Here is a 25,759-nt window from a genome sequence, read left to right on the forward strand (position 1 = left end):
GCGTGGCCATCTATAAAGATCCGAGCGGACGGTCCGCAGGTCCGGGCGCTCTCAAGGTGCGCGGGCTTGCCGTGACACTTGTGGTCGCAGCCTGCGGCTACTCGCTCTACCAGTCCGGTATCGGCAGTTATGGCGAGCCCTTCGAGCTCACCCTCATCACCAACACCATCGGAGAGGGCATGGGTCCGGGTGGTGAGGTGAAGTACCGCGGGTACAACATTGGCAAGGTCAAGTCCCTGCAGACCACCGGGTACAACAAGCAGCGGATGACGGTGACCCTCGATGGCCGACAAGCCAAGGCGCTCGCGGCGGACACCAAGGCGCGATTCACCTCGTCGAACATCTTCGGCACCGCCGCCGTTGAGCTCGTCAGTAACGGTGTCGGCGAACCGCTGAAACCCGGTGGGGTGCTGGAGATCAGCAGTGACGTCGAGGCCGCATCCATCACCGGATTCCTCCGAATGGGTCAGCGGCTGGGCTCAATCCTGGACAGCCGCGAATTCAACGCGATCATCGCAACATTCGAGCGGCACGCCGACCTGACCGGCCCGGTCGTGAAATCCTTCTGGGACTTGTTCGCGATGATCGCCGATTCTCAGACAGTGCCCTTCTCCCAAACGCTCGGGGTCATGGCTTCATTGATCGAGGGCACCAACGAATTTGTCCCCGTCATCGGGTCCACCAACAAGCTGCTCGACAGCCTCACCTTCATGGTTGCTCCGAGTGACACCGAACGGGCTACCGCCGCAATCGATTCGTTGACGAACCTACTCAAAGGGGTTGGCGACGGACTTCACAACAACAACGATTGGATCGTTCCCTTGGTTCGGTCGCTCTTGGATCTGACTATTCCATCCGCCTACTTCCTGGGCAGCCTCGCTCCGGCGTACGACAGGCTCAACGGCCTGCTCGACCGGACAACCGCTGCATTCCCCGTCGACGACGGCAAGGTGCGCCTCAACGTCCAACTGATCATGGACACCGCGCCGGGACTCGCCGCGGCAATGCCGACGGCGCCCGATGGCCGGGCCGCTTCGGCAGCTGCCGGACCCCTGCCCGGGCCAACCTCTGGAGGACAGCGATGAAGCGGATCGCACTTCTGATTGCCGGCCTCACCGCGACGGTCGCGGTGGCAGTAGTACTGACCCTGATCATCGTGAACGCCCTGCGCACACCCGTCAACGGTCCGGTTCGACGTTTCGACGCGTTGTTCACCGACGCCTCGGGGTTGATCATTGGCAACGACGTGCGCATCTCGGGAGTGCAGGTCGGCAAGGTCGAGAGAATTCATCTCGACGGCAAGAACGCCCGGGTGACATTCAATGTGCTGACGGACCATCCGCTGTACCAGAACACCACCATCGCGATCCGGTATCAGTCGCTGGTCGGTCAGCGGTACGTCGAGATCGCCCAGGCACCAGCACCCAGCGCACCCCTGGCGGCCGGCTCGACGATACCGCTCGGGCAGACCATCCCGTCATTCGATATCGCCAAGCTGTTCAACGGTTTCCGGCCCATATTCCAAACGTTGGACCCCGCCCAGTTCAATAGGTTGACCGAGAACATCCTGCAGCTCATCCAGGGTGACGAGCGCGGAATAGGGCCGATCCTGCGCGATATCGATGCCGTCCTCAAACTCTCGGTAGACCGCCAGGCGGCCCTGCAGGCCATCATCACCAATCTCGGTGATATCTCGAAGGATCTCGGCGGCACCTCCGACCAGCTGTTCTATCTGGTCAACGATCTCAACGATGTGCTGTCCCCGTTCGAGAAACAGGCCGATGAATTCAACAGGGCCGGCAAGGATGCACTGCCGATATTGCGCAGAGCCATCAGCATGCTGCGGTACATCGAGAACACCGTCGACGGCGCCCAGCTGCCCCTGTATGACGTGGCGAGCCGCACCACCCCGGGAACGCCCACCATCATGGCGGGGCTGTCTCTGATTCCCGACCTCGTGCAGGGCATGCGCGACGCACTGATCGAGGAGAAGACCGCACCGCCCACCGCCTTCGAGTGCAAGAACGGTGTGGTGAAGATGCCCGGAATCGGTGAGGTGTCCTTCGCCAATCAGGATCTGGTGGTGTGTAAGTGAACGCCCTCACGCGAATTTTCGCGAGCAACCGTCCGATCCTCGATGAGCAGGGGGCGGCCAAGCGTAATCGACGCAACGGACTCATCGGAGTCCTTGTCATCGTCGCGATACTGGCCGCCACCGGAGTGGCATTCGTCAATACGAGTGGCATGAAGACCTACGCGCTGCACCTTCGGGCCTCGGGTGGGCTGCGCGCCGGCGACGACGTCCGGATCGCCGGTATCTCGGTGGGCAAGGTGTCGAGCGTACGCATCGATAAATCGCTGGTAGAGGCCACCTTTACGGTGGATCACTCGGTGCCGGTCGGATCCGATTCACGTGTCGATATCCGGATGCTCACCCCGCTGGGTGGGCACTATGTGGCCCTCTACCCCGAAGGCTCCACCCCGCTGGGAAGTACCCCGATTCCGCCCGAGCGCACCAGCATCCCCTTCGAGATCAATGAGCTGTTCCAGAAGTTCACGCCCGTGGTCAAGAAGGTGGACGCCAAGGTCATCCACGACAGCCTGATGGAAGTCGCAAACGCAGTTGACAAGTATCCCAACGGTTTACGTGACTTCTTCAACTCGTCTCAATCACTCGTCAGCGCACTTGCACCGACCACCGAGGACTTCCACGCCACCCTGAACTACGCGAACGAGTACCTCCGAGCCTTCAAGACGGGCAAGGAGCAACTCGCCAAGATCGTCACCATGCTGTCCAAACTCGGCGCCAAATACAGCAGCAGCACGACCGATCTGATCGAGGTCTTCGCCCTGTTGCGGGAGCTCCTCCGGCTTGTCAACCGATTCACCACCGCGTACGCACGTGATTACGAGCCCATGCTCAACGGACTGGACGACATCGTCGACACTCTCACCAAATATCCCGAGAAGCTCGGTAAGGCCGCCGAACAGTGGGGCCAACTCGTCGGGGTCGTGCTACCCATGCTCAGCGGCAACGGCATCACTGTCAACGAGAACGACCGGGTAATCCCCGGACAAGACGTCTGTCTACCCCACTTCTTCAGGTTCTGTTGAGGCCCTTGATGACACAGCCAGCATTTGTCCAGAACATCCTGACTCGCCTCGCCGGCATGCGCCCTGGTGCGCGGGCGGGCCTGGTGACCGCTATCGGTGTGGTGCTTGTTGTGGTGGTGGCAGTTGCCGGAATCTTCGGCGCTCGCACCGTCTTTCCTGCGGTCAAGAATATGGTGATGCCCTACCTGGGAAATGCCCATATCCCGTTGTTGGACAACACCAGATCGCTCTGCGCGGACTTCCGCGACGGGTCCGGGCTGTACAAGGGAAACAAGGTCCTGCTTCTCGGTGTCGAGATCGGGACGGTGTCAGCGGTCACCAACAAGCCCGACCACGTCGAGGTCGACTTCGAGATTCCGAATGACATGGACCTGCCTGCCGATGTGGGGGCGGCGAGCTATTCACAATCGGTGATCACCAATCGCAGTATCGAACTCACCCGGTCGTGGAGCGAGGGCCCCAAATTTGCCGGAAACCAATGCATCTCACTGGAAAACACCAGAACACCGGTGACCGTCACCGAATCGTTCTCCGCCATCGGCGAACTTGCAGACACCCTGATGCAGGCAGCCCCCGGCCAAGATCCGGCGAATTCGCCGGGCGTGCAGGCGCTCAACAAGACCCTCAAGGGAGCCGCCCGATCACTTGACGGCGTGGGCCCCGGATTCAGAGAGATGCTCAACAACCTCACCGCCATGGTGGGAGATCCGTACAAGGCCGACGCCGACTACCGTCAGCTTTTCGAGAACAGCGCCATCGTCACCTCGAACTGGCTGCAGTACTGGAACGAGTTCGCGGGCGTGGTCAAGGTGCTCCCCGATGTCGCCCGGTTGATCGCGGGCATATCGGACAACTTCGCTATCGGCCTTGACTACCTCACCACCGTTCTTCCCACGGTGAACGGCATGGTGCAGCGCGCCGCCGGCCGGATATACAAGAACCTCTTCGACAAGATCGTGCCCTGGGTACGCGACATCCTCAACGCCTACACCCCGCATATCCTCACGTTCTTCAGCACCTTGCCACCAGTGATCAATTGGCTGGCCGATGACATCTACCTGCCCAACACGAAGACCCACAACGTCACCTATGTTCCTCCGCGCGTTGCCATCTCGCCGGAGCAGGCCAGCGCCATCTGCCAAAATCTGCGGGACCGGAACACCCCCGGATCCCAGGCGGCGTGTGCACCCGGCACCGCGTCGGACCCAGTGACCCTCGGTTTGACCAACCTGATCATGGGAGCGGCACTGTCATGATTCGACGCCTACTGATCATCCTTTTCGCCACGGCATTCACCGTGGTCCCGGCGTGTTCGACCGAGGCCCTGGACCCCACCAAGATGCCCATGCCCGGCGCCTACATCCCCAAGGACACCTACCGCCTCAAGATCGAGTTCTCCAGCGTGCTGAACCTGCCCGGAAGGGCAAAGGTCGACTCCGGCGGCGTACAGGTGGGCCTGCTGGATCGGGTGGAGCTCAGGGGCACCACTCCGGTCGCGTATATCGATGTCGATGGCAGCGCCACATTCCCGCAGAACGTCAAGGCCGAGCTCCGACAGGCCACCGTGCTCGGCGATATCTACATCGCCATGATCTCGCCCACCGATCCCGCCCCCGCCCACCTCAAGGACGGCGACACCATCGCGCTGGCCGATACGGTCCCGGCCGCGAATGTGGAGGACCTCATGAGGTCCATGTCGAACCTGATCGGCGGAGGCAGCCTCAACACGATGCAGACCACGGTGGCCAATATGAACAGTTCCTTTCCCCCACCGGAGGAGCTCGACCGCATCCATCGTTCGCTTGCCGGAATGGTCAATGATCTGTCCAACAACCAGGACACCCTCAACAAGATCCTGACCAACATGCAAACCATCAGCGAGTCGTTCCGGGCCAACAAGGGAACATTTCGGCGGCTGCTTGCCGAGGGCCCGACCAAGCTGCCCGCACTGGCCAAAGTGGTACTGAGCCTGAGCGATCTGATCATCAACGGTGCACAACTCGGGCGGGAGGTCGGAGAGATCCTGGACTACCCCAACCTCATGCAGATCCTCTCGTACCTCACCCCGTTCATCCACACCACCTCGACCACCGACACCACCGTCCCGGTGCTCGGCGACAAGATGGTCCGCACCATCCGCGACAGAATCATCCCCTTCTTCAAGGATGGCGGCCCCAAGTACACCGTCACCGATATTCAAACCCCCGATGGCACATTGGGTGTCAGCCCCGGGGAACGTGCCGATTCGGTCATTCGCAACATGCAGACGATGGGACTGGTGCGATGAGGCTCAACGTGCTGGTCACCCTCGCGGTGCTCTCGATCATCTCGCTTGTCGGCGCCGTCTATATGGCGTTTGGTGTACTCGACATCGCCTCCACCAACAAGACCCATCGCATGACGCTCATGCTGGAAAGTTCGGGTGGATTGATGTCCACCTCTCAGGTCACACTGCGGGGAATCAAGGTGGGTCGGGTCACCGACATTCAAGCCACCCCCACAGGTTTGGCAGTATCGATGGCCCTCGACAGCGGCTATCCCATCCCCGTCGACAGCCAGGTGAGCGTCCAGAACCTCTCGGCCGCGGGCGAACAGTATGTGGAGTTCAAACCCGTTCGTATCGAACCCCCGTACTACAGCGACGGCGCCGTGATCCCCGCCTCGAAGGCAGCGCCCGTATACACCGTGAGCGATCTGCTGCAGAAGGGCAACGCGCTCATACAGGCCATGAACGCCGACGACCTGGAGATCACGCTCAACAACGTGGCGGCGGGAATCATGGACAACACCAAGACCATCGACCAGTTAGCCACCACCGCAGGTCTATTCGCGCAGATGGTGAAGGATGACAAGCACTACCTGGCACAGCTGATCGGCAATACGTCGACCCTGACTAACGGTCTCGGGGATATCCGTGCCGGCGAGATCATGAAGCAATCCGCCAAAACCGTCCCGGCCAGCATGGACGGCCTGGTGGCCCTGGTGAAGGTGATCGAGAAGCTCGAACCGCTCGTCGAAGCCGGCATGGGCGACGGGAAGCCGCTGACCGACCTCGTGGACAAGCTCTTCGACTATGTCAATGCCCTATCTGAACCGCTCTCGGAATTCGTGACGGTCCTCGAGCCGATCGTCGCTCCGCTACGCGATATCAAGTTGGACGCCGGGCACTGGCTGGACTTTTGGGATTCGACATTCAACAACCAGGGCGGAGTACGAGTCCACCTCGGCGTGCCCGAGTCGCCACAGCCCGACTCACCCCCGGCAGCAGCCAAACCCGCCCCACCAGGATCACAACCAGCCGCACCCACAACAACCGCGGCGCCACACACAGCGACAGCAGGAAGGCCCGGATCATGACCGACATCGACGAGCGCAAGCTCACTCTGGATGACGCAGATCCCGAGGAACTCTCGGAGACCACCGACGAGGCAACCGAGGGCCCTGCGAAGGCCAAAGAGAAGCCCGCAAAGCGTTCGAAAGTCGTTGAAAACGAATCCGATACGGATACACCGGACAGCGGCGCCAATATCTGGAAGTGGTTTGCCATCGGCCTGCTCGCCGTGGGCATCCTCGGAGCTGTTCTCGGGATCTGGCAATACCAGAAGTTGTCCGACACCCTCGCCGCTACCCGCGCAGGCGATACCGAACGCACCGCGGCCACCGATGCGGCATCCGCATACGCGATGAAGTCGCTCACCTACAGCTACGAAGATCCCGAGAAGTTCTTCAAGAACGTCAAAGAAGGTGCCGCCGAGCCGCTTCAGAGCAAGTACAGCGATGCCGAGAAGCTCCTCAAGGCCATCATGCTGCAGGCGCAGGTGACGTCCAAGGGCGAGATCATCGCCTCGGATGCGGTGGCGCAACAGAACGGCATCTACCAGGTTGTGGTCACCACCCGGCAGACCACCCGAAACGTGCAGAATCCGGAGCCACGGGCCACCACGCTGGTCTTGCAGATCACCGTCAAAAAAGACGGTGACGGATGGCAGGTGACCGATATCGGCCCCAAGAATGCCAGCTCCACCGGCACCATCATGCATCCCGGCGACCAGAAGCTGCTTCCCGAGGAGCTGGCCCCGGCGCCCGGCAAGGTGCCCGCTCCTAGCCTTCCGCCGCTGCCGACGCTTCCCGGTCAGAAGTAGGCAATGCTCCGACGTATGCATGGTCTGGGCGCTGGCATCGCCGCGGCTGCCCTGCTCGCTTCGGCGCAGGCGATCCACCCGGTTGCCGTGGCACGGGCGGCATTGCCGCCCTGCCCCAGCAGAGCCACGATGATCGTCCCGGAGCGCTCTATGGCACATACGGATTGCCGCCTGTCGGCCGCCGACGGCACGGGAATCACCTTTGATGTCGAGTACTGGAAACCGCTCCCCGATAACAACGACGCCCCCGACTATCCGCCGCTGTCGGTCAAGGTCACCATCAAGGACGCCTCCGGCAAAAAGTTGCAAGAGGCCAACGAACTGCTGGAGCCGTCCAGCCCCGCGCCGGTCGGCTTACAGGACATCGACGGGGACGGCCGGGACGAGATGATCATTCCGATCGCCACCCGTGTCATGAACGGCGCTGTGAACAGCCGGTTTTCGGTGTGGCGCGCCGAGAAGCAGACAACCCACTTCGAGCGGGTTCAGATGTTCGGACAGGCCATCTACCCCAGCGGCGACGGCTACGTCGTGGTCAACAGCGGCGCATTCTCCAGCCGCGACCTCGACTTCTACCTACCCACCGCGGCCGGGTACACCCACATCATCACCCTGACGATGACTGCCGAAGAAGTGGACCCGGACACCCGCAAGGTGCTCACCGCAAGCTGCATGGTGCACAAGCAAGCTGGCCTCGGCGCCATCGACATGGACTGGCAGGACTCCACCGTGTTCTGTGATTCGCCTGCAGCCAAATCGATTTGGCCCGGTGCCGAGCGGGTGGAGACCAACCGCCGCGTCCAGGGCCGCTAGCTAGCGGGTGTCCAGCAGCTTGATGAGTGACCGCAAGCCCGGACGTAGCCCCCAGGTGAAAACCACTCGGAGGAGGGGCTGCAGCCAATGCAGCGGCAGCCAGGACACAAAGCGCGGGGTTATCGCAACGGTCCAGTCAAGCGTGCAGCCATCGGGAATGCTGGTGAGCACGTAGTCCTCGGCCCACAGCCCCAGCAATGGCCAGCTGCCCGCCACGGCGGAGTAGGTGATGCGATGCGGCGGCTCATACCGCCAGAACCTCTCCCGTTGGATCCACAGAAACCGCCATGGCGCCGAGACCGTGCCCATCTCCCGCTCCATGCCAACACGCCGTTCCGGTTCGTCGTAGCGCACACCGCAACCGAACGGGAGCCAGGACCAGGCACGGTCACCATCCAGCGCTGCCCACACCCGGTCAATAGGCGCATTGAAGGTGTGCGACGTGTGCAGCACGATGGCCGCCGATTCGAACGCGGAATCGTCCGCCATGGAGACGGAAAACTTGGGTGCAAGCATCGGCCGGCTCACCCTCAAACAGTTGCCTGCGAACGATCCACGGCTGCAGCAGAATCGGCATTCGCAAGGCGCTGTCCATATGCGTAGTCATCGGCGGGGAATTTCCGCGCCGCCCGACGCGCCTGCAGCGTCGTGGTGGGCCGCAGGAGCGGGACGTCGTCGTCGGCGTTTTTCCAGTACGACCGCACATTGTTATTGAGTTCGGTGAAGTAGTACTTCAGGTTGCGACCATTGCGCAGCATGCTCTGGTGGAACCGATCCAGCGCCTCCTGCCGTACCTCCATGCGCGTGGCTCGGCGTTCACCCGCGAGCGAGATGGCGCGGATAATGTGGGTCACGGCAGTGTCGGCGAGCCCGTGCCATCCGCCGTTGCCGGTCCAGGAATACGGCCCGACGATAATCCAGCGGTTCGGGAAGCCGGTGATCGAAACGCTTTCATACGCCTGCATCCCGCGGGCATTGAAGAAGTCGCCGAGGTCCTTCCCCCCGGCTCCGACGACACGCCCCCGTTTGTACGAGGCCGGCTCGGAGAACAGGTCGAAACCCGTTGCCGTGATGAGAAAGTCCGCCTCATAGACGGTCCCGTCGGTGGTCCGGACTCCTTCGGGCACCACCTCGGCGATCGGGGTGGTGACCAGCGAGCAGTGCGGTTTGTTGAAAACCCTCGGGAAGTCGGAGTTGAGTGTCGGGCGGTTCCCGAACGGCCCGAAAGACGGGAGCAGCTCGCGGGCCACGTTCTGATCGCGGACCACAGCACGCAAATACGCGCCGTACAGTGCACGGCCGGCACGGTCGAAGGCCCGCATCAGCGGCCGCATAACGGCCCCCGGGGTGTGGATCATGAACCACAGCCCGAGGCTGCCGCCCAACAGGGCTCCCCACTCGATCACCGAGAAAAGCCCCGGGATACGCAGTGCCCGTTGGGCAATCACCGGGATCCGGAAATCGGGTTTGGGGATGCAATAGACGGGTGTCCGTTGGAACACCACGAGCGATTCGGTGTCGTCCGCTATCGCGCCGCATAGCTGAACACCGGTGGCTCCGGTGCCTATCACCGCCACCCGCTTGTCCCGCACATCGTGCTCGGGCAGCCACTGCACCGGCGTTACCCGGGTGCCCGTGAAGTCATCAAGACCCTTGATACCGGGTTGCTTCGGGTCGAAAAAGGGGCCGATCGCGGAGATCACGAACCGCGCGGTGATCACCGCGCCATCGGCGAGAATCAGGCGCCAGTAATGGTTCTCCTCGTCCCACTCTTCGGTGCGCACCTCGACACCAAAGCGGAAGTGCGGCCTCAGATTGAACCTTTCGGCAGTCCGCTGGTGATACGCCTGCACCTCGGCGCCCGGGGCGAATACGCGGGACCACTGTGGGTTACGGAAGAACGGGAACTGATAAATCACCGACGGGATGTCGACCGCGATACCCGGGTATACGTTGTCGCGCCACGTCCCACCCAAATCCGCGGCCCGGTCGAGGATCACGAAATCCTCGATACCCGCCTGTTGGAGACGCACACCGGCGCACAGACCTCCGATACCCGCACCGATCACGACAACGTGATGATCGGGAGTTGATGCCGTCATATGGGACTCCTCACTGAAGCTGGACATGTGATTCAACCGCCTACCGAATCGCCATCTTGAGAACTGCCCGCATGAACGGGCGGACCACGAAAGCGGTCCAGCGCAGCGGGAACCAACCAATCCACTGCGGTGTCAAGGCCACCGTCCACTGCACCTTGGTGTTGGCCCCCTCCGAAAGGATGACCCAGCGCTCCCCAAAAGATGTCAATAACAAGGGAATCGACAAACCTGTCCCCACGGCGACAAGCTCTTTGGCCGGGTCATTGCGGACAATGCGCTCGCTGAGCGCGATAAGGACAGCCCGGTAACTCAGGTCGAGCCCTGCGATATGGGGCCCGGTGACAAACGGCACTACACCGAGATAGTCACCTGCGCTGAGCTGTTGCCACACATGCTCGGCGGGAGCGGGAACCGTTGTCTCCACTGTCGCAGCCCAGGTGGCGCCCTTGTCGAAGTAGGCATCGACATCGGGACCGACTCCTGATACCTCGAAGCGCTGTGGCCCCTTGGTCCCGGATGCCAGCGCACCGAGCACTGCCGCCGCGATCACACCGCCGATGATCACCAGCACCGCTGCGATCCCGAGCAACAATGGCATGGACACGTGTCTCCTTCTTCGAAGTGAATCGACTAGTTCGCCTGGACAGCAGTTGTTTTCAGGACCGTACCGCCCTCTCCCGAGGCCGATGGCCGCTCGAAGCGGAAGTCCTCGAGCGGGAACCGCTTACTGGCCCGTGTGGATTGGTAGGCCGTCGTGGGACGCAGGAATGAGAAATCACCATGGCGGTCGATGTAATAGGAGTTGGCGTTGACACAGGCGCGCCCGTGCATAAGCGTCGACTCCGCCTTGGGCGCGATGAACTCAAAAAATCTGTTGTTGGCCTCTTCGGTCACCGCGAAGGCCGTCGCACCACGCTTATGCGCCTCGGTGATAACCCGCACTGCGATACGGGTCGCGTTCTCTACCATGACATGCCACGAGCTTCCGCTCCACGCGAACGGACCGAAAACCATGAAGGTGTTGGGCAGCTGAGGCATCGTCACGCCCTCGTACGCCCTGGCACGGTTGTTCTCGTAATAGTCGGCGAGATCGAACCCGTTACGCCCCTTGACAGGACGGGCGCGATAGACCTCTGGACTTTGAGACATCTCAAACCCGGTGGCGAGCACGAGGACGTCGATCTCCCGATGCACACCAGCCTTGGTGATGATCCCAGTCGGGGTGATTTCCGCGATGGGGTCGGTAACCAGATCCACATGCGGCTGGGTGAAGGTTCGGTAATAGACGTTGGAGACACTCGGGCGCTTACACCCGAAGCCATACGGCGGTGTCAATTTCTTGCGGAGCTCACGATCGCGGACCTGCGTGAAAAGGAAGGCCCGGCACGCCCAGTTCGGCACTAGCGTTATTGGCGCGATCTGCTTGCCGTACACCGTGATCGCCACCAGACCAACCTCCACCGCGGCCGCAGCGATCCCCCGGATCAGAGACTGCAGACCGGGCACATGCTTCAACGCCCAACGGGCGATGCGCGGTATCGGGAAGTCGGGCTTGGCAAAGACCCAGATGGCTCGGCGCTGGTACACATCCAGATGCGAGGCCACGCGCGCCATTTGCGGAATCAGTTGTACCGAGGTGGCCCCCGTGCCGATCACGGCAATCCGCTTACCCTTCAGAACGTAATCATGGTCCCAGTTCTGGGATTGAATTACCTTGCCCTCGAAGGAGTCCAGACCGCTGATGTCCGGCACCTTCGGCTCGACGAAGGCACCGACGGCGGTGATGACAAACCGTGACGTGATGGTCTGGCCATCGGCGAGGGTAAGCCACCACAGGTGATTGTCCTCGTCCCATACTCGCTTCATGACCTCATGGCCCAACCGCAGATGGTCGTTCAGACTGTATTGGTCCACCAAGCCCGCGATGTACTGCTGCACCTCGCGCCCCTTGGGGAAGGTGCGGGACCAGTTGGGGTTCTTCGCGAACGAGAACTGGTACACGATCCCGGGGACATCGACGGCGACATCGGGATAGTGGTTGTTGTACCAGGTACCGCCGATTCCGTCTGATCTCTCCAGGATGACGAAGTCGGTGAGGCCGGCCCGCTTCAACCCGATGGCGGCACCCAGACCGCCGATTCCTGCGCCGATGATGACGGTTTCATGCTCGGGGGTGGTCATAGGGCTGCCTGCACCTGCCGCTCGATCCGGCCGTCGTACTCGCTGCGAGCACTCCGGTCGACAGGCCCAACTGTCCTGTCGGCGTCCACGACTCGCCTACCGAGGAGCCACAGCCACTCGGGAACGAGATGCTGCAGCCGGAGGGCGAGGACCGTACCCCTCGGAGAACCGACCACGGCGGGCCGGTGCCACAAGGTCCTCACCGCATCGTGTGCCACCCATCCCGGCGGGATGATCCCGATCTTTTCCCACCACTTGAAGGGAATCCCGTCCACCAGCTGTGTCCGGACGGCCGCCGGCATGACCGTCGAGATCGTCACCCCGGTACCGACCAGCTCCTCGCGGGCACTGCGCGCGAAGCCGGTGGCAGCATGCTTCGAGGCGACATAGCTCGCCAGGCCAGGCGAATGGATTGCGCCCGCGGCCGATGTCACGTTGATGAAATGCCCTCTCCCCCGGGCGATCATCCGCGGCGCGAGGACCTGATAGGAGATGTAATGGCTCCAGAAGTTGACACGCATCGTGGCCTCCGCCACGCCGCGGGATTCCTCCAACAGGGGACCTACGGGCATGATCCCCGCGTTGTTCACCACAATGTCAACGGGGCCGACGGTCTCCTCAACCTCGATCACAACGCGCAGATACTCGTCAAACTCGGTCACATCTAGCGCGACACCTTTTGCACCCGAGCCGATTTCACGGGCAGCCTGTTCGGCGGCAGCACCGTCGAGGTCAGCGATCACCACCCGCGCGCCCTTACGCGCAAGCTGGCGCGCGACGGAAAGACCGATACCCCGAGCGCCCCCCGTGACCAATGCGACCGCGCCCTCTATCGGAATCTCTGTGAACTTCATGCATGTACTCCCAACACGTGTGTGCGTGTGCCCGTCATGCGGCCTGCCGGCCAACATGGGCCCTGACAAATGCGGCGATCTCCCCAACAGCGGCTCTTGCGTCGAGAAGCACGTCCGCGGCGATCTGGAAGTCGTGCACCTGGTTCCTCCATATCTGCAACTCGACCGGCACTCCGGCCGCGACGAGCCGAGCAGCCGCGAATTCGGCATCGGGGCGCAAGATTTCATCACTGCCCACCTGAACAAGCATCGGTGGCAGGCAAGCCAGCACAGCGGGGCTGGCCTCGACGAAGCTGTCGAGAACCGCGAGTCCTGCTGCGCTCTTTTCCGCGGACAGCATGGTCCGCTCCATGGCGGTCAACGCCGCACGAGGGAACAATGGGTCATCGGATTGTGTGGCGAGCACCAGCTTGGCGGCCGGGTCGCGCTGAACGAGAGGCGAAAGGCACACCAGGGCGCCCGGCGAGCCGAGCCCGCGGCCCTGTGCGACCAGAGCCGTGACCAAGCCGAGAAAGCCTCCCGCCGAATCCCCCGCGATGGCGATCTCCGAAGGCTGGTAGCCCCTATCGATGAGGTACTGGTATCCGTCGAGCGCATCTTCCACCGCAGCTGAAACCGGGTGGTCTGGCAGCTTGCGGTAGTTGACGGCTAGAGATGCAACACCCGCGCTCGTGACAATGCGCGACACCAGCCGCCGGTGCGTGTTCAGGCCGCCGACAACGAACGCACCGCCGTGCAGATACAGGACGGCACCGCTGGATTGGCCACGGATGGGGGTCATCAGCTCGGCCTGGCAGTGCTCGAGTCGAATGCGCATACGGCGCACTCCCCGTACGGGCCGCAGCACGACGGCGGCGAGGTCCACGATCCGGTATGGCCACGGTAGATCCGGGAACCGTGCCCACAGGGCAATCACCGGATACACGAAAACCCGGATACCCAACCGCCCCAATCGGAGCAGAACCGTCAACGAGCCCCGCTCAACTCGCGTGAACTCCGCACGGGTCGGGTGCAACGGCACCACATCAGCCGTCATCAACACTCCTCGGTGATCTCCAGCACGGGTAGGTATTTAACAGACTGACATGCCATTCACAAAAAGGCAATAGGCTGTTGAAACACCGCCTAGCTAGGCGGTCACCCCAGTTGAGACCAACTTTTAATGGAATCACCCATGGGGGTGGCGCTGTCTGCCAACCCCAGATACTCGCGCGCGATGTCCGCCCAGGGCGCCTCGGCGCCGATCCTGCCGAGCAGTGCCGCCACACATATCTCGGTGCGCCGCGCCATTGCGTGCGTCTCCACCAAACGCTGGTTGCGGATCCCGTCGTAGAACTTGGATGTGGGCAAGACGGCGGTCGCGACGGAATGCCGGGCGATATCGGGTGTCATCCGGAGGTTCCCCTCCCCCAGATGCCAGCTGCTCACAGCGCGGATGTATTCGGTGGCATCCCGCCTGTCCATACTCGCCGCGTCGGCCAGGAATCCCGCGGCTCTGGCGAGCTCAAACGCGTCGTCGTCGTCCCCGTTGAGCAGCGCCCGGAACACGTCGCGCTGAACCTCCGCATCCTCCTGATGCATATCCACACATAGTCCGAAGTCCAAGAACCCCACTCGCCCATCGGGAAGCAGCATGATGTTGCCGGGATGCGGGTCGGCGCAGAAGAACCCCGTCCGGTACATCTCACCGCAGTAGAAGCGGTAAATCGATTCGCCCACACGGTCTCGCACCACCGCGTCCTGGCCGGCGAGATCCGCAAACGGCACACCATCGAGGTACTCGGTGACCAGCACGTGTTCGGTGCACAGTTCGGCGATCGGTTCGGGGATACGCCACGCAGGATGTTCCCGAAACGTCTCAAAGAACCGCTGGTGATGGGCCAGTTCGGTCCGGTAGTCCACCTCCCGGAGCATCTGCCGCTGCACCTCCGCGACAATGGCCTGGGTGTTGCTTGCCGGCATCTTCTTCGACGCCAGCTTGACCACCAATTGCAGGTTCTTCAGATCCGCCCGAACCTTGGACGCGATATCTGGGTACTGGATTTTGACGGCGACCACCCGGCCGTCGTCGAGCAGCGCACGGTAAACCTGGCCGATGGAGGCCGAGGCGATCGCGCCATCGTCGATGCTCACGATCCGCGACCGCAACTCGCCCAATTCCCGTTCCAACGCCTGGTACATCGTCTCATCGGGAAGCTTTGGGGCGCTGTCGAATAACGGCGCAAGCCGCCGGGTGAACTCATCACGGGTCGATGTTGACGTGATGCCCACATCCACGACCGACAGCAGCTGCCCCAGCTTTTGCGCGGCGCCCTTCATCGCACCCGCGACGGCCACCAGCTCGTCGGCGAACCGCAGAATATCGGCATCGCGCCGCGCAGCCACATCAGCGGCGACGGGCTTGATCGCCGCCGTGATCGCGGAGCGCACAGCGTGTCCGGCGACAACCTTTCCCAGCGCCGCCGCCCTTTTCGCACGCAGCGGCACTCCACCCCGAGTTGCGTTGACCTCCTTGTCAACTGGTTCACCGATGGGAGTGCTCCTTCATTTCCCGCGCCGCTCTACGGCGCTGGGTTCAGACCATAGAGCAAAAACTGCGCAATGGCCCGCGCGTACTCGTCAATATGGTCCGTACGCCCGTCGTCGTCAACAATCAGCGTGACGGCGCCCACCAGCAATGACATAAATGCCTGGCCCAGGAACTCGGTGTCGATTGACGGGTCGATCCGATCGGCGCCGATCATCGAGTACACGGACTGCTCGGACCGTACGGACGCAAAACGGAAGAACTGGATAATGGACTGAAGCGCTTCCGCGTCCACTCCGGCGGCCTCCGTGCACAAGAAGGTCAGCGCAGGCAGCCGACCGGCCACCGCCTCAAGTGCGGTCCTAAATCCTTGCGCGAGAGCATATTCGATGTCCAGGCGCACATCGAGGCGGGCAACCGACCGGGACAGCGCGGGCTCCATTGCCGAAAATTCCCGGACGATCAACGCATCGAGTAAATCGCGTTTGTTCTGGTAGTAGTTGTAGAACGTGCCGTGGCTTACCCCGAGCCTTTCCACGATCTCGTTCACCCCGACGGCGTGATAGCCGTCGTGTAGGAAGCACTCGAGCGCAGCATCGAGAAGTTCATTACGCCGGTCGGCCGCGACAGGTGACGGAACACGCACGGACTCAACAGACTCCGCCGTCGTGTGACTCTCTCCGGCCTCCAAGTTCACACCGTCACGCAGCATGCCCTTCTCCGCGATCCGCGAAGCAGTACTCACGAAACGCTCTCGGGTGCTGGGGTTATCGTGCCGGCTCAGGGAGAGTAGAAAGCCCGGAAGCACCAGAGCCGGTAAGAGCCGGGCGAGCACGACATGATCCTGGGCGTCCTCCGGCAGCCAGCCGGCCCGGCGGCCGCCGTCCAGGCCCCGCTGAATGTACGAGTCGAGCATTGCTTGAATGCCGACGACACGCTGTTTGAGTTCTTTATCGGCGGCGGCCGACTGGACGGCCAGCAGTTTCAGCAGCGCGGGCTCCTGGTCCACCAGCGCGTACAGGCGGCGGCCACCCTCCATAATGATGTCGTTTCGTTCTTCGATACCGGCGGTCCCGCCGACCACGTCAAGAAAATTGTCGAGCGCCAGGGTGTCGAAAAGCCGTTCCACGCCATAGTCGAAAACCAGATCGAGGACCTCACGCTTACTGTCGACATACCGGTAGACGGTGCCCTGCCCCATGCCCGCCCGGGTAGCGATATCGGACATGCTGGTCTGCTCGTAACCGTTTTCGGTGAACGCCGCGAAGGCCGCATGGACGATCTGCTCACGCCGTCTGTCGGCAAGTCCGGACACCGGGGGCCGTCCTCTACGAGGGGGCTCCTGCGCCACTGGCTACTCCATCGACGTATCCGACCGAAACCGACCCAATGACGAGCGCATATGCACTCCCCATTGCTGCTCGAGTCTAAACACGTAGGCGAATGCCCAGGCGCATCCACTCAGATTTGGCGCTAGCCCCAACACTCGGGGGTGAGAGAACTAGCCCTCGAGCTTGTAGCCGAGGCCACGCACCGTCACCAGGTGCACCGGGTTGGCCGGATCCGACTCGATCTTGGACCGCAGTCGCTTGACGTGCACGTCAAGGGTTTTCGTATCGCCCACGTAATCGGCACCCCACACCCGGTCGATCAATTGACCGCGGGTGAGCACCCGGCCACTGTTGCGGATCAGATACTCCAGCAGGTCGAACTCCTTGAGCGGCAGGGTAATCGCCTGGCCACCGACCGACACCGTGTGCCGGTCGACATCCATGCGCACCGGCCCGGCCTCCAGCACCCCGTCACCAGCTGCGGATTCCTCGGTGTCCGATCCGCGACGCAGCACCGCGCGGATACGTGCGATGAGTTCGCGGGCCGAGTACGGCTTGGTCACGTAGTCGTCGGCGCCGAGTTCCAGCCCGACCACCTTGTCGATTTCGCTGTCACGCGCGGTCACCATGATCACCGGAACGCTGGACTTGGCGCGCAGCGCCTTGCAAACATCGGTACCGCTCATCCCCGGCAGCATGAGATCCAGCAGCACGATATCGGCGCCGGAACGCTCGAATTCGGCGAGCGCTGAGGGACCGTCGTTGACGATGGTCGCCTCGAAGCCCTCCTTGCGTAGCAGGAAGGCCAGTGGATCGGCCAGCGAGTCTTCGTCCTCAACAATCAAGACACTGGTCATCGACGTACGTGTTCCTCTCGTGTAGTCGCTTTGTGCTCTTCGCGTAAGCGGCTGATAGGTACTGGGGATGATCCGCTTGCGGGAAGACCAGCAGATCGTGGTGCGGTGTGGTTAACCGCCTCGTTGCGGGTGCCGGACTGATGAGGGTCTGAGGTCTCCTCGGCAGTATCGTCGTCGTCTTCGTAGACCGGGATGGACAGGGTGAAGGTGGACCCCGTGCCCGGCTGACTCCACAGCTTGATGGCGCCATTGTGGTTGGCCGCCACGTGCTTGACGATCGCCAGCCCCAGGCCGGTGCCGCCGGTATCACGAGAACGCGCCTTATCGACCCGGAAGAACCGTTCGAAGACGCGTTCCTGGTGCTCCTTGGCGATCCCGATGCCGCGATCGGTGACCGCCATCTCGATCTTGTCGCCACGGCGGCGTCTGCTGATCGAGACGGGCGATCCCGGTGGCGAATAGGCGATGGCATTGGCCACCAGATTGCTGATGGCGGTGATAAGCAGAGTGGGGTCGCCGCGCACCTCAAGACCACTGGGTGCGTCCGTGGTGACCGCGATATCGGCGTTCTCGGCGGCCACCTTGGACCGGCTCAGCGCCTCGGAGACCACGTAGTCGACGTCGACTACCTCCAGATCGGGCAGTTTCTCGGCCCCCTGCAGCCGTGAGAGCGCGATGAGTTCGGTGACCATGTTTCCCAGGCGGCGCGACTCCGCGAGCACCTGTTCACCGAAATGCCGCACGGTCTCGGGGTCGTCCGAGGATTCCAGCAGCGCCTCGGCGAGCACGCCCATCGCGCCGACCGGCGTTTTGAGCTCGTGGCTGACGTTGGCCACGAAATCGCGGCGGGTGGCTTCCATGCGGACGTGCTCGGAGTCGTCGTCGACATAGATGACCGCCCAGCGCGGATCGGCGTCGGAGAGCCTGCGCACATGTCCACGCAGGGAGAACCCCGCGCGGCCCGGCGCCTTCGGCTTGGTGGTCAGATCCACCTCGACGGCCTCACCGGTGGCCAAGGTCCGTTGCGCGGCGTTCCATGCCTGCTCGTCGAGCTGGCGGTCGCGCACCAAGCCAAGCTCCCGGGCACGAGCGTTGACGAGGACCACGTCCTGATGCTTGTCGACGACGACGATCCCCGTCGGCGATATGGCGACAATGCGCTCCAGCATCTGGGAGACGGTCAGGCCGCCGTCGGCTACTTCTGAGGCCTTTCGGCGGGTCGAGGAGCGACGCGAGAACCACGCACCCAGCGCCGCGCCCCCAGCAAGCGCCGCGAGTGCAGCGATCGCGACGAGAAGAGCCAATGCGGCGGTCACGCGAAAATCGTACGCATTCGGTGAACGTCACCCCAGCAGCGTGCGGCTAAAAGCCAAGCAAGTCACATATTCCGGCACAGGTGTTAGGCGTGAGTTCACGAGCTGTTCGCCCTTTGGCGAACTCTTGGCGGCCACCAGACAAATAGGGCGTTATTTGGCGCCCTGGTTGGCCACCGCAGCGGCGCCCGCGGCCGCGGCGTCCGGATCCAGGTAAACCCCGCCCGGAGTGACCGGTTTGAGGTCACTGTCCAGGTCGTACCGCAACGGAATACCGGTGGGGATGTTGAGCCCCACGATGTCCTCGTCGGAGATGCCGTCCAGGTACTTCACCAGGGCGCGCAGCGAATTACCGTGGGCGGCAACGAGAACCGTCTTGCCCGCACGTAGCTCGGGCACGATGGCTTCCTCGTAGTACGGCACGAACCGCGCCACCACATCGGCGAGACACTCGGTGAGCGGACCACCGCCGATATCGGCATATCGCGGGTCCTGGTCCTGGCTGTAGTGGCTGCCCTGCTCGATGGGCGGCGGCGGGGTGTCGTAGCTACGGCGCCAGGCCATGAACTGATCCTCGCCGTACTTGGCCTTGGTTTCGGCCTTGTCCAAGCCTTGCAGGGCGCCGTAGTGCCGCTCGTTGAGGCGCCAGTCACGCACCACCGGAATCCATAGCCGATCGGCCGTGTCGAGGGCCAGGTGTGCGGTGTTGATAGCGCGACGCAGCAGCGAGGTGAACAGGATGTCCGGCAGCAGCCCCTGCTGTGCGAGCAGCTCGCCACCGCGCTGCGCCTCTAACCTGCCCTTTTCGGTCAGGTCGACGTCGACCCAGCCGGTAAACAGGTTCTTCGCGTTCCACTGGCTCTCGCCGTGGCGCAGCAGGATCAGGGTGGCTCCGTTTGCCTGACTGGTGGTCTCGCCGCTCATGAGCGCAAGTCTCTCATGACGCGACGCAGCTCTCCCTGTGCGTGTTCAGCCCGCAGCGGCCTTGGCGTGACGCGCGGCTTTGGCGACCGTGAAGATGTAATCGTCCAATGGGAAGGTCTGCGCGACCTGCCGGGCCCGTTGTGTGGTCGCGGGCCGAATGTAGGCCGATTCGCCGTTGTGGTCGAAGTAGTAGCTGTTGGCGGTCCCGCAGTTGCCGGTCTGGAACAAAGAGTAGGTGTACCTGGACCGTGCGTCCTCGGTCCAGGCATCAGCCGCCTCGGCCCGCACCTCGACATCGGTGGCGCCAAGCCGCTGTGCCTCGCGTATCACCCGTCCAATGTGGATGGCCGCGGTGTCCACCACGCTGTGGTAGGTGCCACCGGTCCAGCCGTACTGGCCAAAGACGTTGAAGCTGTTGGGCAGTCCCGGGGTGGAGAAGCCGTGATAACTCAGGGGCAGGTGATTCTGATAGAAGTCGGCCAGGTCAAAGCCATGACGGCCGGTGACCGGTCGGTCCCGGTACACCTGCGGATCGAAGAACAACCGGAAACCGGTGGCAAGGATCAGGATGTCGATCTCTCGCTCCACACCCGAGACGGTACGAATGCCCTTGTCGGTGATGGTGTCTATCGGATCGGTGATCAGATCCACGTTGGCCCGGTTGAAGGTCGGCAGATAGGTGTTGGAGGTGGCCGGGCGCTTGCACCCGAAGTCGTAATCGGGGGTAAGTCTGGCTCGCAGCTCCTTGTCGGGTACCTGCAGTCGGTACGAGACATTGCCGAGCAGCCAGCGCACTGCAGCCGGGGTGTTTCCCAGACGACCGGCGTTCAGCACCCCATAGACAAGTGCGCCCCCGACGATGAACTCCAGGCTCTCCTGCAGCATCCGCTGCGTCCTGGGCACCCGACGGAACAGTGCCCGCAATGGTGCCGGCATGCTCGGGTCGATCTTGGGGAAGACCCAGATCGGGGTGCGTTGGTAGATATCGAGATGAGCCACTGTGCGCGCGATCTCGGGAACTATCTGCACCGCACTGGCACCAGTCCCGATCACCGCCACCCGCTTGCCCTTCAGATCCACGCTGTGGTCCCACGAGGCCGAGCGCAAGATGGTGCCGCCAAAATCTTCCAGCCCCTTCAGCTCGGCCGGTTTCGGCTCGGGGAACGGCCCGGCCGCGACGACGACGAACCGCGCCGTCACCTCCTGCCCGTTGACCTGCAGCCGCCACATTTTGGCGTGCTCGTCCCACACGCGCGCACCAACGTCGCTGCCGAATCTGACGAAACGCAGCAGGTCGTTTTCGCGGTAGAGCCGCTCGATGTAGCTGAGCACTTCCTCGCCCTTGGCATAGAACCTGGTCCACTCCGGGTTCAGCGCGTGACGGAACTGGTACGCCTGGGCTGGGATATCCACACCGATACCGGGGTACACGTTCTGCCGCCAGGTGCCGCCGACGCCATCCATGCGCTCGTAGACGACGAAGTCGTCGATGCCCCCACGGTGCAGCTCGGCGGCGATACCGAAGCCGGCGAGCCCCGCTCCGATGACGGCGACGTGATGATCTGGCTGCTCGGTCATGCGGTGGCCTCGTAGGTGAGTTCCTTGGACCAGCTCGGCTGCTGGGCGAGCCACCGACGCGGGTAGTAGTCGGACAGCCTCACCATCGAGTTCGCGACCGCGTGGTACGGGCCGTGCAGTCGGTTCTCCGGGTCGGTGATCATCTTCGCGCCGAGTCTGAGCACCTGGTACACCAGCAGCCGGGTGCCCTTGCCCCGGTTGCCGATGCTGACGAACCGCTCCATGGCGTCGTACAGGCGCTGTTCTCGCAGGCCCATGCCGATGAGGTTGCCCTTGATCCGATTGATAAGCGGGATACCGGTGCCGAGCCCCAGCAGCAGCCCCATAAGCAACGAGGGATTGAGCACGGTGCCGACGTTCTCGACGACGACGCGACGCAGAGTGCCCTGCCCCATCATGTCGAGAACGTGGAAATCGACTGCCAGATGTCGTGATTCGTCTGAGTTGATATGCCGGAACGCCTCGTGGCAGATCGGATCGTTCACCTCTTCTAACAGGAATTTGAGCAGTGCGCCATCCAGAGCCACTTCCAGCAGCGGGATGATAGTGCCAAGAATCGTCAGCGATAACCCGTCCGAGTACCGGTCAAGCCACTCGATAGCCAAGCGCACGTTCACATTCGGAACAGGAACCTCGTCCTTTTCGAGCATGCCCCAGCGCCTCATGAGCGCCAGTTCAGCGTTGGCGTGTTTCTGTTCCTCGGCATGGAAGTACCGGTAGATCTCGGCCAACGTCTCGTTGGGAGCCTTTTTTGCCAGCGCCGAGAAGCCGCGTGCCCCAATGTTTTCGATCCACACGAGATCGGCCATGAAGGCCTTCAGCTTCGGGCGCTGCTCGTCGGTGATCTGTTCGGCACCGGGCGCATCCCAGTCCACATCGGCCAGGGCCCACTGCTTGTCCTTGATGGTCTGCAGCATGTCTTCGAGAACAACGGCCATCGTTGTTACCTCACTTCCTATGCGGTCCGGGCTGTGCGCAACGGCTGCTGAGTCAGCACCCCGTTGATGTATCGGGCGGCCTCATGTAGTGCCGGATCGGCCTCGGGGATCAATCGGGGCAACGCCTGGAACACATGAAGTTGCCCAGGCCAGATCTGTAGGTCGCATTGTCCGCCGGCCCGTTCGATCATCTGCGCCAATTCCGCAGCGTCATCGGCGAGGAACTCAACGCCGCCGGCCTGAATCAGGGTGGGCGGTAGGGAGATTCCGGCAGGAAGGCTCAGCCGCAGGCGCGGCGAGTCTGCAGGCTCGAAGCGGGTGTACTTGTCCACCAGGTGCTTGGCCGCCTCCGCGGTGATCACCGGATCGGCGTGTACTTTCTCTCGTTCGGCGGCCAAACCGAGCGTCAGATCCAACAGGGGTGAGAACAGTGCCACCGCGCCGGGCTGTGGCACACCTAGCCTGTGGTTCTCGATGAGCAGGTCGATCGCGAGATGGCCGCCCGCCGAGTCACCGGCGATCACAATGTCTTTGGCGGCGTGGCCGCGTTCCAGCAGCCAATCGTAGGCAGCTCGCACGTCATCGGCGGCGGCGGGAAACACATGTTCGGGCGCCAACCGGTAGTCGACGGTGAAGGCCGGCAGCCCGGTCGCCTCGGACAGGCGCGCCACCATCGAGCGATGGGTCTTAGCCGAGCAGATGACGTATCCGCTGCCGTGGATGTACAGGATGACCGGGCCTACGTCATCGGCACTGAGTGCAGCGCCCGCCCGAACCCATTCTCCCCGTAGAGGATCGCGCACTCGGGTAACCTCGGTTCCACGCGGCATCGAACCGCCTACCGCCATGATGGTCGATACGATCTGCCGCGCCAAGAGCACACCCGGCCTACCCGTCTTGTCCACGCGAGCCCGGGATAGCAGGGGGCGTAGGCCAATCGCGGTGAGCGTGGCAGTTGCCCGGGTACGCCGCGAAGGCGACGGCACTGCCGCGCCGGCTGTGTCCACCGCGCGAATCGCCAGCGACACCCCACCCACCACGGTGTTGATCCTGGCCTGCGTCTTGCGTGCGCTATCGCGACTTGGTTCGGCGGCCGGCAGATCGGCGATGAACAAATTCGGGAAACCCGCCACGGTGACCGACGCACGGTCGGCCGGCTTCAGCTTCCGACGCCGCACCCCCACTACGGGCACCGCCGCCGTAGTTGAGCCGGCATCCGGGTTCGACGCGAAAACAACTACGTCGCACTGGTGGTCGATGCCCTCGGCGGTGCGGATGCCTCCGGTGCTGAACCGGGCGATGGGCCACGTGACCAGCTTGCAGTTGGGTGCCTGCAAGGCAGTAAGGAACTCATCGGCCACCACGACGTTGGGGCGACCGGTGAGCCTCAGCGGCGTCAACTGACGCCGAATCCAGGGGTCCGGCACGCGCCGGCGCAGGTTGCGCTGGGCCACTACTTCAAGTAGCCCAAGCGATTTAGGACGTCTCCCGGAGAACCACGCCTGGCGTGTCTCACGGCGCAGCGTGCGGTCGACGAGATCACCGAAGCGATTGTTCGACCGGGGCAGAATCCAGTCGGGCGAGCTCTGGAAAAGTTTGACGCTGGTCGCTTTTCGCACCACTGTCGAGAGCACCGATGCTGCGGCAGCGCTGTTCCCGACGACCGCGACGCGTAGCCCGGCAAGATCGGCGCCGTCACCGACCTGTGCGGCGTCGATGATCTTTCCGGTGTAGTTCTCGATGCCCCGAATATCGGGGCTGCCCTCTACCGAGCCGGTGGCCAGCACCACGGTGCGTGCGGTAAAGCGCTGTCCGGCTTCGGTGTCCAGCACCCAGTCGTCACCGTCGAGCGCGATCCGGGTGACATCATTGCCGAACTCCACGTGACGACCGAGCCTGAACAGCGCGATGGTGTCGTCACGCCAGCTTCCCGGTTCTGGGCGTGCACGATCGAGCACCATAAAGTCGGTAACCTCGGCCTCCAGCAGACCGACCGCAGTGCCCAGACCGGTGTATCCGGCCCCCACCACAACGACCGACAGCACGGCGCCCGGCATCACCGCACCACCTTGACCGGAGATTCCTGGTCATATGCGGTATCCCACAATTCGCGTGGATCGGTGTCCTCGGGCAGGAGCCGTCCCAGCCGGGAGATAATCCCCGATCCCCAGGAGTACGGCACGGGCGCATGACGTTTCATGGCCCAGATGAGTTTCGCATCGGGTTGCGGCACCACGTAAAGACGCCCCCGGTCGTGTGCGTTGAGGGTGGTCTTCGCGATCCATTCCGGCGATACCCCGACCCACTTGAACACGGTGCTGGCCACACCACTGAGCTGACTCGGGATGCGCGCGCCCTCCAGGATGTTGGTCTTGACGGCCGTGGGGCACAGCACGGTTACCCGCACACCGGTGCCCGCCAGCTCGGCACGCAGTGTCTCCGAGAGCGCGAGCACGGCGGCCTTGCTGACGTTGTACGGCCCCATCAAAGGGGCGGCCGCGAAGCTGGCAGCGGACGAAACGTTGATAATGCCGCCGAATCCTTGTTCGCGCAGCAGGGGCGTGAAGACCTGGCAGCCGTAGATCATCCCCCACATGTTGATGCCTATGGTGGTGGTCCAGTCCTCCATCGATACCTCACCGATGGGCTTGCCTCCGGTGCCAATACCGGCATTGTTGATCACCAGATCGGGGGCGTGACCCAACCAGTCGGCTGCGGTGTCGGCCAGCTTGACTATCTCGTCGTAGGAACTGACATCGCAGGCAACAGCGAGGGCGTTGGCAGCTCCGAGCTTGTCTACTGTTTCCTGGGCGCTGGCTAGATTGATATCGGCGCACACCACCCGGCCTCCGCGGGCGACGATGACTTCGGCGAAACCCCTTCCGATGCCACTACCGGCACCGGTCACCACCGCGCTCGCGCCATGGCTGATCTTCGGACGTCGGCGCGGGTAGGCTCCCACGTCGGGTGCCGTCATTGGCATCACCCTTCTGATCGTCGCTTACGCATCGCACGAAAACGTAAATCAAGGGTGTGTCACGTCACGCCGGTTGTCAAGGCATGCGTGAGATTAGTTCCGGCCGAG

23 protein-coding genes are annotated in these 25,759 nt (G+C 62.9%); 8 read left to right on the forward strand and 15 right to left on the reverse strand.

Features of this window, described 5'->3' with window-relative positions:
• Positions 1–2: 2 nt before the first annotated feature.
• The 8 genes from MLB1_RS06730 to MLB1_RS06765 are packed head-to-tail and all read left to right on the forward strand — an operon-like array spanning position 3 to position 8,069.
• Entirely contained in the window at positions 3–1,085 is a 1,083-nt protein-coding gene (locus tag MLB1_RS06730; RefSeq protein WP_180748865.1) for an MlaD family protein, read from the forward strand.
• Positions 1,082–2,095 carry an MCE family protein gene (locus MLB1_RS06735; protein WP_180748866.1) on the forward strand — a complete coding sequence of 338 codons (1,014 nt, stop codon included), beginning with the start codon at positions 1,082–1,084 and terminating at the stop codon, positions 2,093–2,095. Before MLB1_RS06730 ends, MLB1_RS06735 begins: the two co-directional genes overlap by 4 nt.
• Before the next feature lie 14 nt (positions 2,096–2,109).
• A complete protein-coding gene (locus MLB1_RS06740) occupies positions 2,110–3,114 on the forward strand; it encodes an MlaD family protein (protein ID WP_371750593.1) in 1,005 nt (334 codons plus the stop codon).
• An 8-nt stretch (positions 3,115–3,122) separates the two neighbouring features.
• Positions 3,123–4,370, forward strand: coding sequence for an MlaD family protein (locus MLB1_RS06745; protein ID WP_180748868.1), 1,248 nt, complete (start codon positions 3,123–3,125; stop codon positions 4,368–4,370).
• Positions 4,367–5,401 carry an MlaD family protein gene (locus tag MLB1_RS06750; protein ID WP_180748869.1) on the forward strand — a complete coding sequence of 345 codons (1,035 nt, stop codon included), beginning with the start codon at positions 4,367–4,369 and terminating at the stop codon, positions 5,399–5,401. Before MLB1_RS06745 ends, MLB1_RS06750 begins: the two co-directional genes overlap by 4 nt.
• Positions 5,398–6,471: an MlaD family protein gene (locus MLB1_RS06755; protein ID WP_180748870.1), complete on the forward strand. Its 1,074-nt coding sequence runs from the start codon at positions 5,398–5,400 to the stop codon at positions 6,469–6,471. Before MLB1_RS06750 ends, MLB1_RS06755 begins: the two co-directional genes overlap by 4 nt.
• Positions 6,468–7,256, forward strand: coding sequence for a hypothetical protein (locus tag MLB1_RS06760; RefSeq protein ID WP_180748871.1), 789 nt, complete (start codon positions 6,468–6,470; stop codon positions 7,254–7,256). The genes MLB1_RS06755 and MLB1_RS06760 overlap by 4 nt, the downstream gene beginning before the upstream one ends.
• A 3-nt stretch (positions 7,257–7,259) precedes the next feature.
• Positions 7,260–8,069 (forward strand): hypothetical protein, encoded by an 810-nt coding sequence (locus MLB1_RS06765; protein ID WP_180748872.1) that lies wholly within the window; start codon positions 7,260–7,262, stop codon positions 8,067–8,069.
• On the opposite strand, the gene MLB1_RS06770 is transcribed toward MLB1_RS06765, so the two are convergent.
• From MLB1_RS06770 to MLB1_RS06840, 15 genes are all read right to left on the reverse strand, one after another.
• Positions 8,070–8,585, reverse strand: coding sequence for an SRPBCC family protein (locus tag MLB1_RS06770; RefSeq protein ID WP_180748873.1), 516 nt, complete (start codon positions 8,583–8,585; stop codon positions 8,070–8,072).
• A 14-nt stretch (positions 8,586–8,599) separates the two neighbouring features.
• The gene (locus MLB1_RS06775; protein ID WP_180748874.1) at positions 8,600–10,171 is read right to left on the reverse strand and encodes an NAD(P)/FAD-dependent oxidoreductase; all 1,572 of its coding nucleotides are present in this window, start codon (positions 10,169–10,171) and stop codon (positions 8,600–8,602) included.
• A 40-nt stretch (positions 10,172–10,211) separates the two neighbouring features.
• Entirely contained in the window at positions 10,212–10,775 is a 564-nt protein-coding gene (locus MLB1_RS06780) for an SRPBCC family protein (RefSeq protein WP_371750564.1), read from the reverse strand.
• Positions 10,776–10,801: 26 nt separating this feature from the next.
• Entirely contained in the window at positions 10,802–12,352 is a 1,551-nt protein-coding gene (locus MLB1_RS06785; protein WP_180748876.1) for an NAD(P)/FAD-dependent oxidoreductase, read from the reverse strand.
• A complete protein-coding gene (locus tag MLB1_RS06790) occupies positions 12,349–13,206 on the reverse strand; it encodes an SDR family NAD(P)-dependent oxidoreductase (RefSeq protein ID WP_180748877.1) in 858 nt (285 codons plus the stop codon). Before MLB1_RS06790 ends, MLB1_RS06785 begins: the two co-directional genes overlap by 4 nt.
• Positions 13,207–13,240: 34 nt before the next feature.
• Positions 13,241–14,242 carry an alpha/beta hydrolase gene (locus tag MLB1_RS06795; protein ID WP_180748878.1) on the reverse strand — a complete coding sequence of 334 codons (1,002 nt, stop codon included), beginning with the start codon at positions 14,240–14,242 and terminating at the stop codon, positions 13,241–13,243.
• A gap of 101 nt (positions 14,243–14,343) precedes the next feature.
• Positions 14,344–15,693, reverse strand: coding sequence for an AarF/ABC1/UbiB kinase family protein (locus tag MLB1_RS06800; RefSeq protein ID WP_180748879.1), 1,350 nt, complete (start codon positions 15,691–15,693; stop codon positions 14,344–14,346).
• A gap of 74 nt (positions 15,694–15,767) precedes the next feature.
• Positions 15,768–17,048, reverse strand: coding sequence for a TetR/AcrR family transcriptional regulator (locus MLB1_RS06805; RefSeq protein ID WP_180748880.1), 1,281 nt, complete (start codon positions 17,046–17,048; stop codon positions 15,768–15,770).
• A 186-nt stretch (positions 17,049–17,234) separates the two neighbouring features.
• Complete coding sequence (locus MLB1_RS06810; protein WP_180748881.1) at positions 17,235–17,921, reverse strand: response regulator transcription factor; 687 nt, start codon at positions 17,919–17,921, stop codon at positions 17,235–17,237.
• The gene (locus MLB1_RS06815) at positions 17,918–19,237 is read right to left on the reverse strand and encodes an ATP-binding protein (protein ID WP_180748882.1); all 1,320 of its coding nucleotides are present in this window, start codon (positions 19,235–19,237) and stop codon (positions 17,918–17,920) included. The genes MLB1_RS06810 and MLB1_RS06815 overlap by 4 nt, the downstream gene beginning before the upstream one ends.
• Positions 19,238–19,387: 150 nt before the next feature.
• Positions 19,388–20,158, reverse strand: a complete 771-nt coding sequence (locus MLB1_RS06820; protein ID WP_180748883.1) for a phosphoglyceromutase — start codon at positions 20,156–20,158, stop codon at positions 19,388–19,390.
• A 45-nt stretch (positions 20,159–20,203) separates the two neighbouring features.
• A complete protein-coding gene (locus MLB1_RS06825; protein ID WP_180748884.1) occupies positions 20,204–21,736 on the reverse strand; it encodes an NAD(P)/FAD-dependent oxidoreductase in 1,533 nt (510 codons plus the stop codon).
• Positions 21,733–22,674, reverse strand: coding sequence for a ferritin-like domain-containing protein (locus MLB1_RS06830; RefSeq protein WP_180748885.1), 942 nt, complete (start codon positions 22,672–22,674; stop codon positions 21,733–21,735). The genes MLB1_RS06825 and MLB1_RS06830 overlap by 4 nt, the downstream gene beginning before the upstream one ends.
• A 17-nt stretch (positions 22,675–22,691) precedes the next feature.
• Positions 22,692–24,731: an alpha/beta hydrolase fold domain-containing protein gene (locus tag MLB1_RS06835; protein ID WP_180748886.1), complete on the reverse strand. Its 2,040-nt coding sequence runs from the start codon at positions 24,729–24,731 to the stop codon at positions 22,692–22,694.
• Positions 24,731–25,651 carry an SDR family NAD(P)-dependent oxidoreductase gene (locus tag MLB1_RS06840; RefSeq protein WP_180748887.1) on the reverse strand — a complete coding sequence of 307 codons (921 nt, stop codon included), beginning with the start codon at positions 25,649–25,651 and terminating at the stop codon, positions 24,731–24,733. The genes MLB1_RS06835 and MLB1_RS06840 overlap by 1 nt, the downstream gene beginning before the upstream one ends.
• Positions 25,652–25,759 lie beyond the last annotated feature (108 nt).

Source organism: Mycobacteroides sp. LB1 (genome assembly GCF_013449725.1).
Lineage (GTDB): Bacteria > Actinomycetota > Actinomycetes > Mycobacteriales > Mycobacteriaceae > Mycobacterium.